This is a genomic window from Myxococcus xanthus (assembly GCF_013116825.1).
GTDB lineage: Bacteria > Myxococcota > Myxococcia > Myxococcales > Myxococcaceae > Myxococcus > Myxococcus xanthus_B.
This window is the reverse complement of sequence record NZ_JABFNS010000090.1, coordinates 24608-38248: the sequence shown is the minus strand read 5'-3', so window position 1 is coordinate 38248 and position 13641 is coordinate 24608. Positions and strand designations below refer to the sequence as shown.

The following is a 13641-nucleotide window of genomic DNA, read 5'->3' as shown; positions in this document are numbered from 1 at the left end:
GCGGGGCAGGGGGCGGGTTGCGCTTCTGCTCGATGACCGTCTTCATCGCGGCGTCGATGCCGGGGTGCTGCTTCACGCCGGGCTGGTCACCCCAGCCGGCGCGCAGCGCCTGGTCCTGGCCGCTGATCTTGTCCACGGCGTGCCAGTCCTGCTCGAACTGGCGCTGGTTGACGATGCCCACCTCGTACTGGCCCATCGCCGCGGGACGCGGCGGCGGCCCGTCCGGCTGGATGTCGGCCATGGTCCGGACCTGGATGGTGTAGGCCCAGACGATGCCCACCGCGAAGATGGCGAGCGCACCCACGCCGACGCCCACCACCTTGCCCATGACCAGGTGGTCTTCTTCCGCCGCCACGCCGTGCGCGCCGACGATGACGCGCGACTCGAGCTCAACCTGGGTCTTCTTCATGGCTGCACGTACCTCAAGGACTCGGCGATGTAGGGGTCCTTCACCGTGAGCGTGTAGTGGCCACGCGCCAGGAAGAGGGCGAAGCCCACCGCGATACCGCCCACTCCGAAGAAGGCCGTGAGCAGCGACCAGTGGAACGTCGGGCCCGCGTCACCGGTCAGCGCCGGCCACACCAGCCAGTACAGGTCCACCGCGTGGATGATGAGCAGGTACACGGCCACCACGGCCAGCTTCCGGGGCTGCAGCTTCAGCTTGCGCGACAGCAGGATGCCGAAGGGCAGCAGGAAGTGGAGGAAGAACAGGGCGATGGACATCGACCGCCACGGGCCGAACATGCGCAGGCCGTACCAGGGCGCCTCTTCCGGGATGTTCGCGATCCACACCAGCATGAACTGGGAGAAGGCGATGTAGGCCCAGAACGCGGTGAAGGCGAGCATCAGCTTGCCGAGGTTGTGGAAGTGGTCCAGCTTCACGACGCTGCCGTAGAGGTCCTTGCCCTGGGCGTTCACCGTGACGATGGTCAGGATGCAGAAGGCCGCCAGGAAGCTTCCGGCGAAGTAATAGACGCCGAAGATGGTCGACTGCCAGAGCGGCGTGAGGCTCATCAGCCAGTCGAAAGAAGCGAACGTGATGGTGAGCGCAAGGAACGGCAGCACACCCGGAGAGAACTTGCGCTGCTTCACCGTGAAGTCGAGTCCACCCTCGGTGTCCTGCTTCAGGCTCCACGAGCGCAGCCGCCAGGCCGCGAACGTCCACACGCCGAAGTAGATGATGTGGCGAACGCCCACGCCAGGGGGGAACGAGAGGTGGTTGTTCAGGTACCCGTGCTGCTTGTGGCTCAGGTGCTCCAGCTCCAGGCTGGAGTAGCCCTTGGTCAGCTCGGAGCCTTCCCACCAGGGGTAGAGGTAGGCGGCCATGGCCAGCAGCGGCAGGGCCAGCACGAAGAACACCGGAATCACCGCGGAGGCCGTCTCCATCGTCCGGCGCAGCACGATGAGCCACTTGGCCTTCGCCGTGTGGAAGATGGCCTGCATGATGAGGAAGGCGACGCTGATGCCCACCCAGTAGGTGAAGCCAATCAGATAGGCGTGCGCCGTCTCACCCTTGGCGTCGGTGGCGAAGAAGCCACCCAGCGTGGCCAGGAGGCAGAGAATGCCCACGGCGAACGCGGGCACCATGAGCTTCGGCGTGCCGGTGTACGGCCCGAAGCTGGTGTGCGAGTTGGTGACGGGGGGACTCATCGGTTCTCCTGCGGAACGGGCTGCTGGCCGTCCGTGCGGGTATTTCGGGCCGTCTGGAGTGCGCGGACGTAGGCGACCACGGCCCAGCGCTCGCGCAGGTCGAGCTCACCGGAGAAGGACGGCATCACGCCGTAGCCCTCGTTGATGGCCACGTAGAAGTGGCCGTCCGACTTGCTCTCCAGGTCCAGCAGCGAGGGAGGCAGGCGCAGGGCCATGTTCTCCGCGACGATGCTGTTTCCATCGCCGAGCACGCCGTGACACTGCGAGCAGACGATGTTGTACTTCTTCTGACCCAGGGTCAGCAGGTTCTGGTCCACCGTGATGGGCACGTGGGCCACCGGCTGGCCGGCGCTGCGGCCGGTGAGGGCCACCTGGCGCTGGGTCGGGTCCTTGAGCTCGGGGAGCTTCTCGAAGCGCTCACGCGGCACCGTGCCCACGGGAGGCGTGCGCATGGCGCGACCGTCCGCCCAGAAGTCGGACGCCTCGTAGTACTCGTACTTCGCCTGGTGCTCCATGCGCTGGAGGAACTCCGAGCTGACGTTGCAGCCCGTGAGCGTGGCGAGTCCGGCGGCGGGGATGAGCCACCTCATTCCTTCTCTCCCGTGACGAGGGTCACCTGGGTCGCGCCCAGGGCCTTGAGCTGATCCATGACCGGCGCCGCGTCCGTGCCCGTCGCCTGGGGCACGCTCAGCCAGTAGCCGTGCGTGGAGGCGGTGCGGAACTCCTCGGACTCGAAGACGGGGTGGTACGGCTGGGGCAGGCGGCTGAGCCCCAGCAGACCGAAGAAGATGCCGAAGGCGGCGAACAGCACCCCCAGTTCGAACGTGATGGGCACCCACGCCGGCAGCGACAGCAGCGGGCGACCACCGATGTTGAGCGGGTAGTCGATGGTGTTCATCCACGTCTGCATGGCCAGCGCCGTGGCCACGCCCGTCAGACCGCCGCACAGGGCGATGAAGGGCACGCGCGAGGGCGGCAGGCCCAGGGCCTCCGACCCGCCGTGCAGCGGGTACGGAGAGTAGGTGTCCATTCCCTCGAAGCCCTTCTCCCGCATCTGGCGGGTGGCGGTCACGAGGGCGTCCGGCGTCGAGAACTCCGCCAGGACCCAGGAATCGAGAACGGTGGCTTCCATGGCTCTTAGTGAGCTCCGTGGGTGAGGGTGCCGGCGCCGGCGAGCGCGTCATCAGAGCCGTGCTGGTGAGCGGCGTGCTTGAGCTCGAGCTGGAGCTCCTTCACCTCGCTGATGGCGACCGCGGGCACGAACTTGAGGAACAGGAGGAACAGGGTGCCGAACAGGCCCAGCGTGCCGATGTAGATGGACCAGTCCACCCACGTCGGGGTGTAGATGCCCCAGGAGGACGGCAGGAAGTCCTGGCTCAGCGAGGTGACGATGATGATGAACCGCTCGCACCACATGCCGATGTTCACCGCGATGGACGCCACCCACATGATGGCGATGTTGGTGCGGCACTTCTTGAACCAGAAGATGTTCGGGGTGATGACGTTGCAGGCGATCATCAGCCAGTACACGCCGGCGTAGGGGCCCGTGGCGCGGTTCACGTAGAACGTCCACAGCTCGTACTGGTTCTGCGAGTACCAGGCGACGAAGTGCTCCATCAGGTACCCGTAGGAGACGAGCAGGCCCGTCGCCAGGATGACCTTGTTCATGTTCTCCAGGTGGCGGTCCGTGATGACGTCCCGCAGACCCAGGTACTTGCGCGCCGGGATGATGAGCGTGATCACCATCGCGAAGCCGCTGAACACGGCGCCGGCCACGAAGTACGGCGGGAAGATGGTGGCGTGCCAGCCGGGCAGCAGGGAGACGGCGAAGTCGAACGAAACGATGGTGTGCACGGACACCACGAGCGGCGTGGAGAGACCGGCCAGCAGCAGGTACGCAATCTTGTAGTTGTGCCAGTGCCGACCGGAGCCGCGCCAACCGAGCGCGAACAGGCCGTAGATGGTCCGCTGGAGCTTCGTCTTGGACGAATCACGCAGCGCCGCCAGGTCCGGGATGAGGCCCACGAACCAGAAGAGCGCGGACACCGTGAGGTACGTGGAGATGGCGAACACGTCCCACACCAGCGGCGAGCGGAACTGCGGCCACGCGCCCAGGGTGCTGGGGTAGGGGAACAGCCAGAAGGCGAACCAGGGACGGCCGGTGTGCAGCAGCGGGAACAGACCGGCGCACATGACGGCGAACAGCGTCATGGCTTCCGCGAACCGGTTGATGCTCGTGCGCCACTTCTGCTGGAAGAGCAGGAGGATGGCGGAGATGAGCGTACCAGCGTGGCCGATACCGACCCACCAGACGAAGTTGATGATGTCGAACGCCCAGCCGACAGGCTGGTTGTTACCCCACACGCCGATACCGCGGGCCAGCGTGTAGGTGACACCGATGACGAGCAGGCCCAGCGCGCTGAGCGACAGGCCGAAGAGCATGAACCAGCCCTTGCCCGGCTTGCGCCAGACATGGTCCAGCAGCGTCTCGTTCAGGGTCGCGTCGTCATGGTGCGGCGCGACGAGGGGTCGTGGCTCGAGCGGGTCGTGATACGTGGTGGAAGCAGTTTCAGCCATGGCTTAGTGGCTCCCTTGGTTCGCAGCGGCGGGCGCGGCGGGCTCGAGGGCGGGGTTGGGATTGCGGACGCGGATGAGGTGCGCGGTGCGCGGGCGGGTGCCCAGCTCGTGGAGCAGCTTGTACGCGCGCTCGTCCTCGTGGAGCTGCGTGACGCGCTGCTGCGGGTCGTTGAGGGAGCCGAAGGTGATGGCCTGCGTGGGGCAGGTCTGCTGGCAGGCCGTCTGCAGCTCCTTCTCATTGATGACGCGCTTCTCGACGCGGGCGTCGATGCGCACTCGCTCGATGCGCTGGACGCAGTACGTGCACTTCTCCATCACGCCGCGGTTGCGGACGGTGACGTCCGGGTTCATCAGCATCTTCTCGGTGGCCGTCTTGTCCGCCGTGTAGTGCAGGTAGTTGAACCGGCGCACCTTGTACGGGCAGTTGTTCGAGCAGTACCGGGTGCCGACGCAGCGGTTGTACACCATGTCGTTCAGGCCCTCGTCCGAGTGCACGGTGGCGTTCACCGGGCAGACGTACTCGCAGGGGGCCTTCTCGCAGTGCACGCACATCACCGGCTGCATGACCATCCGGGGGTCGCTCTCGCTGCCCTCGAAGTAGCGGTCGATGCGCAGCCACTGCATCTCACGGCTGACGGCGACCTGCTGCTTGCCCACGACGGGGATGTTGTTCTCCGCCTGGCAGGCAATCACGCACGCGCTGCAACCGGTGCAGCGGGACAGGTCGATGGCCATGCCCCACTTGTAGCCCTGGGGGTTGCTGGGACCCTTGTTGTAGTCGAAGGCCGGCAGGTTGTCCTGGACGCCGAACTTCAGCTCGCTCTTGACGCGGTGGAGCGTGTGCTGCGTCGCGATGGACGGGTTCTTCAGCTCGGACAGCGGCATGTCCAGCGCCAGCGGGCGGTTCTCCATCCGCCAGTGCGTCTGGGTCAGGCTGAACTTGTGGCTGCCGCGCACCTTGGTGAGCGTGGCGCCGCCGTCGAACCAGGGGGCCTTCACGGTGCGCACCGCGTTGGCGTTGAAGCCCACCGCCTTGGCCACCTGCTCGTGCAGGCCGTCACGGCCGTAGCCCAGCGCCATCGTCACGGTGTCGTCCGCGTGGCCGGGGGTGATCCAGACCGGCACGGTCATCTTGCGGCCGCCGTAGTTCAGCTCCGCCAGGTCACCGGGCTCGAGGCCCAGCCCCTTGGCGGTCTCCGGGCTCAGCAGCGCGGCGTTGTCCCAGGTCATCTTGGTGATGGGGTCCGGGAGCTCCTGCAGCCAGGAGTTGTTGCCGAAGCGGCCGTCGAAGACCTTGTAGTCGTAGACGAAGTTGATCTCGAGCTCGCCCGTGGCGGGGGCCGTGTAGCCCGTCACCAGCGCGGAGGCGGCGCCGAAGTCCGGAGCGCCCTGGGCCGGAGCGGCCTGCGTGCCGGGGATGGCACCGTCCGACACCCAGCTCTCCCAGAGGGCCTCGAAGTCAGCCTGGCCCTCGGACTGACCCTGCCAGTAGTCGCGCAGCATCTGGTACGCGGGGCGGTAGGGCTCGTCGAGGAACATCGCCAGCAGCTCGGACTCCGGCACGCCGTTGTAGAGCGGCTGGATGAGCGGCTGGGCAATGGCCACGGTGCCGTCGAACGAACGGCCGTCGCTCCACGTCTCCAGCGGGTGCGCCGCGGGGACGAACCAGTCGGCGTACTGGCTGGTCTCGTCCTCGTAGAGGCCCGTGTAGAGGACGGTGAGGTTGCCGCGGTTGGGGTTGGTCGCCGGGTCCAACAGCTCCTTCAGACCCGTGTCCGCCGGAACCGAGAACACCGGGTTCCAGCTGGTGATGACCAGCGTGTCCACGCGGCCGGCGGTGATGTCCTCCACCAGCGCGCGGACCTGGCTCAGGCCCTCCTGCTCCGCGATGGACGACTGCACGTACTTCACCGTGGTGCCGGTGTTGCCCAGCGCGGCGTTGATGGCGTGTGCCAGCGCGTGGACCGCCGCCGGCTGACGCTCACCCGCGACCACCAGGGTGCGGCCCGGACGCGCGGCGCGCAGGTCCGCGACGACCGCCTGCACCCAGGCGTTGTGGTCCGACTTCAGCGACGCCTTGTTGGCGGCGGCGCCAGCCAGCGAGGCGGCGGGGCCACCCACGGCCTGGGCCACGGCGGCGGCGACCGCGAGCACGTCCTGCGACTTCACGCGCAGGCGGTGGTCGGCCATGCCGCCGGTGATGGAGAAGCGGGCCTCGGCCACGTAGAGCCGGTTGAGCGGACCGTTGTTCGGGTCGCGGCGGTTGGCGAACTGGCGCGCGTAGCCCAGGTTCTCCGGGCGGCTCTCCAGGAAGTCCGCGTCCAGCGACAGGACGATGTCCGCCTGGGCGAAGTCGTAGACGGCCGAAACGGGCTGTCCGCCGAAGAGCGCGCGGGTCGCCTCGTCCTGCGTGTCGTGCGTCTGCGCGGTGTAGCTGTGGAAGCGCGCGTTCGGCAGCTTCTTCAGGATGCGGGTGCGCAGGTCGCCGGTCAGCGGCGAGTTGCCGGGCTCGGACAGGAAGCGCACGCGGCTGCCGCCGTCATTGGCGGCGGCCTTGTTGGCGGCGTTGACCAGCTCCTCGCGCAGGACGCGGAGGGCGCGGGGGCTCTTGCCCTGACGGAGCACGCGGGCGCGGCTCGGGTCGTACAGGGACAGGAGGAACGCCTGCTCCCAGGGGCCAGCGGCGCCCTGGTTGACCGGGTGGTCCGGGTTGCCCTCGATCTTCACGGGGCGACCCTCGCGGGCGGTGATGAGCAGGCCGGAGGTGTGACCGGCCAGCGTCATGCCGGACGCGTAGTGGAGCGGGTTGCCCGGGACGAGCTCGGGGGGCGTCTTGGTGTACGGCATGATGCGCTCATCCACCGGACGAGTGCTGCACGCCGTGGCGCCGGCCAGCGCCAGCGAGGCACCCAGCAGGTGCATGAACTCGCGGCGGGCGAAGCCCGTGGGCGCCAGGTCCGCGCCGACGGGGAACTCCGGCCGCGTCTCTTCCAGGTAGTCGGGCGTGCCGAGCTTCTCCTCCAGGCTGCGCCAGTACGTCTGGCCATAGCCGGGCTCGGAGGGGGAGGCGTTGGCGGCCGCGTGCTCGAGCGCCTCGCCGACAACGTCGGACCTGGCGGCGGGCCGGTCCGTGACGACCGGGAGCGCGAAGGAGGAGGGGGTGTCCTGCGACGGGGCGCCGTCGCGCTTCGTGTTCATCGGTGGCATGTGGAGCAGCTCTCGCGCGAGTGGACGTCGTACGCTTCAGCCAACTGGCGGCCAAGCTCAGCGGCCTTGGCCTTGTCTTCGGGCGGGGTCCACGTCATGGACGTGATGAACTCCGCCGGACGCAGGTGGGGCTCCGGATTGCGGTGGCAATCCAGGCACCAGGCCATGGTGAGCGGCGCAGCCTGCTCCACGGCGGCCATCTGGTCGACGCGGCCGTGGCAGGTGGCGCAGCCAACGCCCTTGGCCACGTGGATGGAGTGGTTGAAGTAGACGAAGTCCGGCAGGTTGTGCACGCGGACCCAGGGGATGGGCTGGTCGGAGAAGAACGACTTGCGGACCTCGTTGAGGTACGGGCTCTTGTTCCAGACCTGTGCGTGGCAGGACATGCACACCGTGGTGGAGGGGATGCCCGCGGAGGGCGACTCCTCGACCGACCAGTGACAGTACCGACAGTCAATCTGCTCATCACCCGCGTGGTGGCGGTGATCGAACTCGATCGGTTGTTCAATGGGCCGCTGCTGGCCAGTGACGTACGGCGAGCGCACGTAGGCCATGAGACCGCCGATACCGATGGCGGGCACGGCAAGGAGCGCCGCGGCGGACAGCCGCGACACCGTGTTCGTCCAACGTGGGAAGAGAGGGCCGCTCATACCTGGACCATGGGCAAGGGGGCTTCGACAACAGCACTCGTGAAGGGAACGAAAGGCGAGGCGTGGGCGTTACCGGGCACAGGGAGCGGAGGGGCATTCCCGGCCCCACTGGGGCGGGTGGGCGGTAGCTCCTGGCGCACTGAAGGCGAAGCGGACACGTCCAACGAAACCTCTATTAGTAATGCCGTGGGCGGGGCCCTCCTCCTCTCCCTGCCCTAATGCGGCGCGGGACCATCGGGCATCGACACGGCAGTGTCAACCATTCTGATATGGCGGCACGGGGATACCACTTCCCCGTGCGAGGGCGGAAAGTCGCGGTCGCGCGGTGATGAATCTCTCTTCTGGAGGGAGGTAGGGACGATTGAGCAAAACACCCGTCGGGGAGGATCACTCCGGGTGTTTCACGGCGCTTCGTTGGTCTCCGGCTTCCGCCAGCGCGCGAGGCGCCGGGCCAGAAGCCTCTCCACCAGCTCCCGGGCGCGCGCGTCCCGGTGATAACGGGCGTCGTGCCGGGTGCCCTTGCCCTGGTTGCACCGGGCGCAAGCCAGACCCAGGTTGCTCAGCGCCTCGGAGCCCCCGGCCGTCTTCGGGAGGATGTGCTCGATGGTGGCGCGGCTGATCGGCTCGCCATCCAGGCCGACCCATAAGTGCGCGTTGCAGTGCAAGCACTTGCCGAGCCATGCCTCGCGGCCCCGGTGGTCGGCGCGCTCGAAGGTATTATCCGTTTCGATGATACCCAGTATTTTACGGCGTTTGGCGTCGCTCATTCTACACCTCGACGACTGCGGGGCCGGCGACGGCGAAAATGCGATCGCCCGCGCGGCGGGAGACGTTGATTCCGCCCGTGAAGGCGCTGAAGGCCGGAAGCACGCCCACACCGCGCCCCACCTGGAAGCAGGGAAGACGCAGTGTGTCGCTCCTGCCGCCCAGCCGCACCATGGGGTGGATGTGACCTGCCCATACATAGCGGCCTGAGACGGGCTCCGGGTGGTGGGCGAAGTGGAAGGGGCCTTCGTCGATGGAGGACTCGCGGACGTCCAGGCGCCAGCGGTCAGGCAGCGTCTTCACGTGCCGGTCATGATTGCCCCGCACCAGGACGCATTCCACCGAGGCGTGTGACTCCCGCCACTCCGCCAGCCGCTCCACCACGGCGGGGGTGAGGCCCTGGCGTGAGTGGATGAGGTCACCCAGCAGGAGCAGGCGGCGGGCGCCGGTGGTGGTGAGCGCCGCGGACAGGCGGGCCAGGTCGTCCTCCAGCACGCCCGTGGGAAGGGGGATGCCGTGCTGCTGGAAGCTCTCCGTCTTGCCCCAGTGCAGGTCCGCCACGGCCAGGGTGCCAGCGTCGGGCCAGTACAGGGCGCGCTCCGGGAGCAGCTCCAGCAGGGTGCCCTCTATGCGGACCTGGCATCTTCGCGAGTCCATCGCTCCTTCAATCGCTCCACCCGCTCCAGCAGGGACTCGCTCGACAGGCTCGCGCTGATGCGCTCGACGACGAGCGGGAATCCCAGGGGCGTGGGCCGGCGGACATGGATGAGCTCCAGGGGCGCGGCTTGAAGCCGCTCCAGGGTCCGCTCCAGGCGCCCCTCCTCGAATTGTTGCTCCAGCACCTCCCGGCGGGCCTGGACGAGCAGGAGGTTGTCCGGGTCGTATTGGATGAAGACGTCGTGCAGCAGCGACGCGCTGGCCTGGACCTGCCGCGAGGACTTGCGCGCGCCGGGCAGGCCCGGCAGCACCAGCCCGGCGATGCGGGCGATGTCGCGGAACTGGCGCTTTGACAGCTCCCCGACGTTGACGCTCTCCAGGACGTCCGCCTCCAGGCGCTCGCGGGTGAAGAGCGCGGGGTGCAGCGCCTCCTCGAAGGGGAAGGGCGTGGGTGTGAGCAGCTCCAGGCCATAGTCATTCACCGACAGGGTGAAGGTGGCCTTGCGCAGGCGTGTCAGCCGCAGCGCCAGCAGCGCCGCCAGTCCTTCGTGCACCAACCGTCCTTCGAAGGGATAGAGGAAGAGATGGTGCCCGTCGCGCGTCTGGCACGTCTCCGCAAGCAGGATGTCCGCCGCGGGGATGCGGGACAGGCGGGCCTGCGCGTCCAGCACGGGCCAGGCGGCGGCCAGTTCGTCCGACGTGACATCGCCGTGGCGCGCGGTGTCCAGCGTGCGCCGAACGGCGGCGGCCAATGAGCCGGACAGGGGCAGGCGGCTGCCGCCCCAGCGCGGTGTCCGGGTGACCTTCGTCTTCGCGGGCCGCACGTAGGCGGTCATGTCCTGGAGGCGGCTGAACTCCAGCTTCTTCCCCGCGAAGATGAAGGTGTCGCCCGGCTTGAGGCGGCTGACGTAGGACTCCTCCACGCTGCCCAGGCGCCCTCCGCTCCAGTAGCGCAGTTGCACCACCGCGTCGGAGGTGATGGTGCCGATGTTGAGGCGGTGCATGCGGGCCACGCGCGCGTCCGCGACGACGCAGCGGCCCTCGTGCTCCACCACGCGCCGGAACTCCGGGTAGGCGCGCAGCGTCGGGCTGCCTTCGCGGACCAGGGACAAAGTCCACGCGAACTCCTCGTCGGTGAGGCCGGCGAAGGCCGCCGCGGTGCGCACCTCGTCTCGCAGGGCGTCGGGCGTGAAGCCGCCGCCCAACGCGCACGTCACCAGGTGCTGCGCCAGGACGTCCAGCGGCTTGCCCGGCGGCGTGCGGGCCTCCACCTCGCGGCGCCGGAGCGCGTCCTTGGCGGCGGCCATCTCCACCAGCTCCAGCGCGTGCGTGGGGACGAAGAGGATGTGACAGGTGGCGCCCGGGCGGTGGGCGCTGCGGCCCGCGCGCTGCATCGTGCGGCCAATGCCCTTGGGACTGCCCACCTGTACCACGCGCTCCACCGGGCCGAAGTCCACGCCCAGGTCCAGCGACGAGGTGCACACCACGATGCGCAGCGAGCCTTCCTTGAGGCCGCTCTCCACGCGCTCGCGCTCCTCGCGTTCGATGGAGCCATGGTGGAGCGCGATGAGGTGCGCCCACTCCGGACGGGCGAAGCGCAGGCCTTCGAACCAGCGCTCGGCCTGGGAGCGCGTATTGGTGAAGATGAGCGTGGAGCGCTCCGCGTCCAGCCACGCGCCCACGCGGGCCAGCATGGAGAAGCCCAGGTGGCCCGCCCAGGGGAACGCATCCACGGACTCGGGCAGCAATGTCTCAACGACGATGGGCCGCTCCAACGCCGCGCTCACAATCGTGGGCGTCTGGCCGGTGCCCACGGCGTGACGGGCGGCCTCTTCCAGATTGGCCAGCGTGGCGGACAGCGCCCAGGTTCGCAGGCCCGGCGCGAAGTGGCGCAGGCGGGCCAGCGCCAGCTCCAACTGCGAACCCCGCTTGGAGCCGAGAAGTTCGTGCCATTCATCCACGATGACGGAGCGCAGTGACGCGAACAGCTCCGGGGCCCGCTCATGCGTGAGCAGGACGCACAGCGACTCCGGCGTGGTGATGAGCACTTGCGGCAGGCGCTCCCGCTGACGCTGGCGCACCGAGGAGGACGTGTCGCCGGTGCGGCTCTCCACGGCGAGGTCCGCGTCCAGCACGGTGAGGGGCTCCCTCAACGCCTTCTCCACGTCCCGGGACACCGCGCGCAGCGGCGTCACGTAGAGGAGTTGAAGCCCTGGCTGTCCATGCGCCGCGACGTCCGCGAGCGGACCCAGGTAGGCCGCGTACGTCTTCCCCGCGCCGGTGGGGACGTGGATGAGCCCGCTTTCGCCGCGCGCATGGGCGGCCCAGGCTTCTTCTTGGAACGGGTAGGGCGTCCACCCCTTCGCGCGGAACCAGCCGCGCAGCCGCTCCAGGGGTGGTTCATTCGTTTGCGCTCGAGTCGATGCGCGCTGGACGCGAGGTCGCCTGGGCTTGCGCGGTGCCTCTGCGGCCGGAGGCTCGGTGGCGGCGCGCAGGGCCTTGCGGCTGGCGGCAATCTGCGCCCGCAGCGAGCGGGGTCTACCCGCTGGCATGGAGCAGCTCCTTGAGTGAGTCCAGCGTGTCCGCGTCCTGCGGCTTCTTGTCCGTCCGCCAGCGGGCGATTCGGGGGAAGCGCAGCGCGACGCCCGACTTGTGACGCGGCGAGGACTGGATGCCCTCGAAGTGCAGTTCGAAGACCTGTTCAGGCTCCACCGAGCGCACGGGGCCGTACTTCTCCCGCGTGTGCGCGCGAATCCACCGGTCCAGCCGGCCAATCTCCGCGTCCGTCAGACCGGAGTATGCCTTCGTCACGGGCTGGAGCTCCGTGCCGTTCCACACCGCGAAGGTGTAGTCGGTGTACAGCGACGAGCGCCGGCCGTGGCCCGGATGCGCGTACAGCAACACCGCGTCCACCGTGAACGGGTCAATCTTCCACTTCCACCAGTCGCCCCGCTTGCGCCCGGTGAGGTACGGCGACTCCAGGCGCTTGAGCATGAAGCCCTCGACGTTGCGCGCTCGCGCTTCGCCCCGCGCGGTGGCCAGGTCCTCCCAGGTCGCCGCTTGCACGACGGGGGAGACGGGAAGCCGAGGCACGTCTTCCAACAGCGCCTCCAGCTTCGCGCGCCGTTCGCGCAGCGGCTGGCTCCGGAGGTCCTCGCCTCCCAGCTCCAGCATGTCGTAGGCGATGTAGGCCGCGGGCGCTTCGGCCAGCACCTTGGGCGTCAGTTTCTGCCGGCCGATGCGCCGCTGGAGCAGGGCGAAGGGAAGGGGCCTCCAGTCCGCGTAGGCCAGCACCTCGCCGTCCAGCACCGTGCCCTCGGGGAGCGCGGCGGCGGCATCCGCGATTTCGGGGAAGCGCTCGGTGATGAGCTCTTCGCCGCGACTCCACAGGTGCACGCTGCCCTTGCGGCGGATGAGCTGGCCCCGGATGCCATCCCACTTCCACTCCACCTGCCATTCCGCCCGGTCGCCCAGGTCCCCTGGTGGCTGCTCCAGCGGTGACGCGAGATAGAAGGGGTAGGGCCGGGAGCTGTCGCTGTCCGACACGTCCTGGGACACGAGCTGCCGGAAGAAGGTGGGCGAGGGCGTCCACGTCCCCATCAGCCGGTGCGCCACGCTGGGCGCGGGCAGTCCCGCCACCTGCGCCACCGCGCGGACCACCAGCGTGGAGGACACGCCCACCCGCAGTTCACCGGTGAGCATCTTGTTGAGCAGGAACAACTCACGCCGGGGCATGGCGTGCCACCAGGACACCACCTGCTCGCGTTGCCCGGCGGCGTCCAGCTGACGCAGCGGCAACAGGCGTTGCTCCAGCCAGACGGACAGGGGCAGCTCCTCGGTCCGCGCCGGGCGCTCACGGGCGTCCAGCAGCAGGGCAATCACCTCCGCCAGGTCACCCACGGAGGCGTAGACCTCCTCGAAGAGCCAGCCGGGGATGCTGGTCAGCTCCTGCGTCCACCCCACCAGCAGCTTCGTGGGAATCAGCCGCTTCAGCTTCTGCCCCGTGAGGAAGTAGAGCGCCCACGCCGCGTCCTCCAGGGGCGCTTCCTTGAAGTAGCGCGCGAGCGCTTCCACCTTGGCGTTGGTGGACGTGGTCTGGTCCAGCGTTTCGTAGAGGTCCGCCAGTCGCCGCACG

Annotated in this window: 11 protein-coding genes; all 11 read right to left on the bottom strand. The window is 68.6% G+C overall.

Going from position 1 to position 13641, the window contains the following annotated elements; genetic code table 11:
* A partial coding sequence (locus HNV26_RS24175) for a hypothetical protein (protein ID WP_171452881.1) occupies positions 1-409 on the bottom strand: 409 nt, incomplete at its 3' end.
* Positions 406-1650 carry a hypothetical protein gene (locus tag HNV26_RS24170; protein WP_171443450.1) on the bottom strand — a complete coding sequence of 415 codons (1245 nt, stop codon included), beginning with the start codon at positions 1648-1650 and terminating at the stop codon, positions 406-408. The genes HNV26_RS24170 and HNV26_RS24175, both read right to left, overlap by 4 nt.
* On the bottom strand, positions 1647-2240 hold the full coding sequence (locus tag HNV26_RS24165; protein ID WP_171443449.1) for a c-type cytochrome: 594 nt from the start codon (positions 2238-2240) through the stop codon (positions 1647-1649). The genes HNV26_RS24170 and HNV26_RS24165 overlap by 4 nt, the downstream gene beginning before the upstream one ends.
* Complete coding sequence (locus HNV26_RS24160) at positions 2237-2782, bottom strand: DUF3341 domain-containing protein (protein ID WP_011556030.1); 546 nt, start codon at positions 2780-2782, stop codon at positions 2237-2239. The genes HNV26_RS24165 and HNV26_RS24160 overlap by 4 nt, the downstream gene beginning before the upstream one ends.
* A 5-nt stretch (positions 2783-2787) precedes the next feature.
* On the bottom strand, positions 2788-4227 hold the full coding sequence (gene nrfD, locus HNV26_RS24155; RefSeq protein WP_011556029.1) for an NrfD/PsrC family molybdoenzyme membrane anchor subunit: 1440 nt from the start codon (positions 4225-4227) through the stop codon (positions 2788-2790).
* 3 nt (positions 4228-4230) lie between these two features.
* The gene (locus HNV26_RS24150) at positions 4231-7425 is read right to left on the bottom strand and encodes a TAT-variant-translocated molybdopterin oxidoreductase (RefSeq protein ID WP_171443448.1); all 3195 of its coding nucleotides are present in this window, start codon (positions 7423-7425) and stop codon (positions 4231-4233) included.
* Positions 7422-8084 (bottom strand): cytochrome c3 family protein, encoded by a 663-nt coding sequence (locus tag HNV26_RS24145; RefSeq protein WP_140866769.1) that lies wholly within the window; start codon positions 8082-8084, stop codon positions 7422-7424. The genes HNV26_RS24150 and HNV26_RS24145 overlap by 4 nt, the downstream gene beginning before the upstream one ends.
* Before the next feature lie 401 nt (positions 8085-8485).
* Positions 8486-8851 carry an HNH endonuclease gene (locus HNV26_RS24140; protein ID WP_171443447.1) on the bottom strand — a complete coding sequence of 122 codons (366 nt, stop codon included), beginning with the start codon at positions 8849-8851 and terminating at the stop codon, positions 8486-8488.
* Between the two features lies 1 nt (position 8852).
* Positions 8853-9506: a ligase-associated DNA damage response endonuclease PdeM gene (gene pdeM, locus HNV26_RS24135; RefSeq protein ID WP_171443446.1), complete on the bottom strand. Its 654-nt coding sequence runs from the start codon at positions 9504-9506 to the stop codon at positions 8853-8855.
* Positions 9476-12058: a ligase-associated DNA damage response DEXH box helicase gene (locus HNV26_RS24130; protein ID WP_171443445.1), complete on the bottom strand. Its 2583-nt coding sequence runs from the start codon at positions 12056-12058 to the stop codon at positions 9476-9478. The genes pdeM and HNV26_RS24130 overlap by 31 nt, the downstream gene beginning before the upstream one ends.
* Positions 12045-13640 (bottom strand): ATP-dependent DNA ligase, encoded by a 1596-nt coding sequence (locus HNV26_RS24125; RefSeq protein ID WP_171443444.1) that lies wholly within the window; start codon positions 13638-13640, stop codon positions 12045-12047. Before HNV26_RS24125 ends, HNV26_RS24130 begins: the two co-directional genes overlap by 14 nt.
* Position 13641 lies beyond the last annotated feature (1 nt).

Bases quoted from the DNA above. Each gene is read 5' to 3' on its own strand.
- HNV26_RS24170 (WP_171443450.1), bottom strand. From the start codon at position 1,650: ATGAGTCCCCCCGTCACCAACTCGCACACCAGCTTCGGGCCGTACACC.
- HNV26_RS24165 (WP_171443449.1), bottom strand. From the start codon at position 2,240: ATGAGGTGGCTCATCCCCGCCGCCGGACTCGCCACGCTCACGGGCTGC.
- HNV26_RS24160 (WP_011556030.1), bottom strand. From the start codon at position 2,782: ATGGAAGCCACCGTTCTCGATTCCTGGGTCCTGGCGGAGTTCTCGACG.
- nrfD (WP_011556029.1), bottom strand. From the start codon at position 4,227: ATGGCTGAAACTGCTTCCACCACGTATCACGACCCGCTCGAGCCACGA.
- HNV26_RS24150 (WP_171443448.1), bottom strand. From the start codon at position 7,425: ATGAACACGAAGCGCGACGGCGCCCCGTCGCAGGACACCCCCTCCTCC.
- HNV26_RS24145 (WP_140866769.1), bottom strand. From the start codon at position 8,084: ATGAGCGGCCCTCTCTTCCCACGTTGGACGAACACGGTGTCGCGGCTG.
- HNV26_RS24140 (WP_171443447.1), bottom strand. From the start codon at position 8,851: ATGAGCGACGCCAAACGCCGTAAAATACTGGGTATCATCGAAACGGAT.
- pdeM (WP_171443446.1), bottom strand. From the start codon at position 9,506: ATGGACTCGCGAAGATGCCAGGTCCGCATAGAGGGCACCCTGCTGGAG.
- HNV26_RS24130 (WP_171443445.1), bottom strand. From the start codon at position 12,058: ATGCCAGCGGGTAGACCCCGCTCGCTGCGGGCGCAGATTGCCGCCAGC.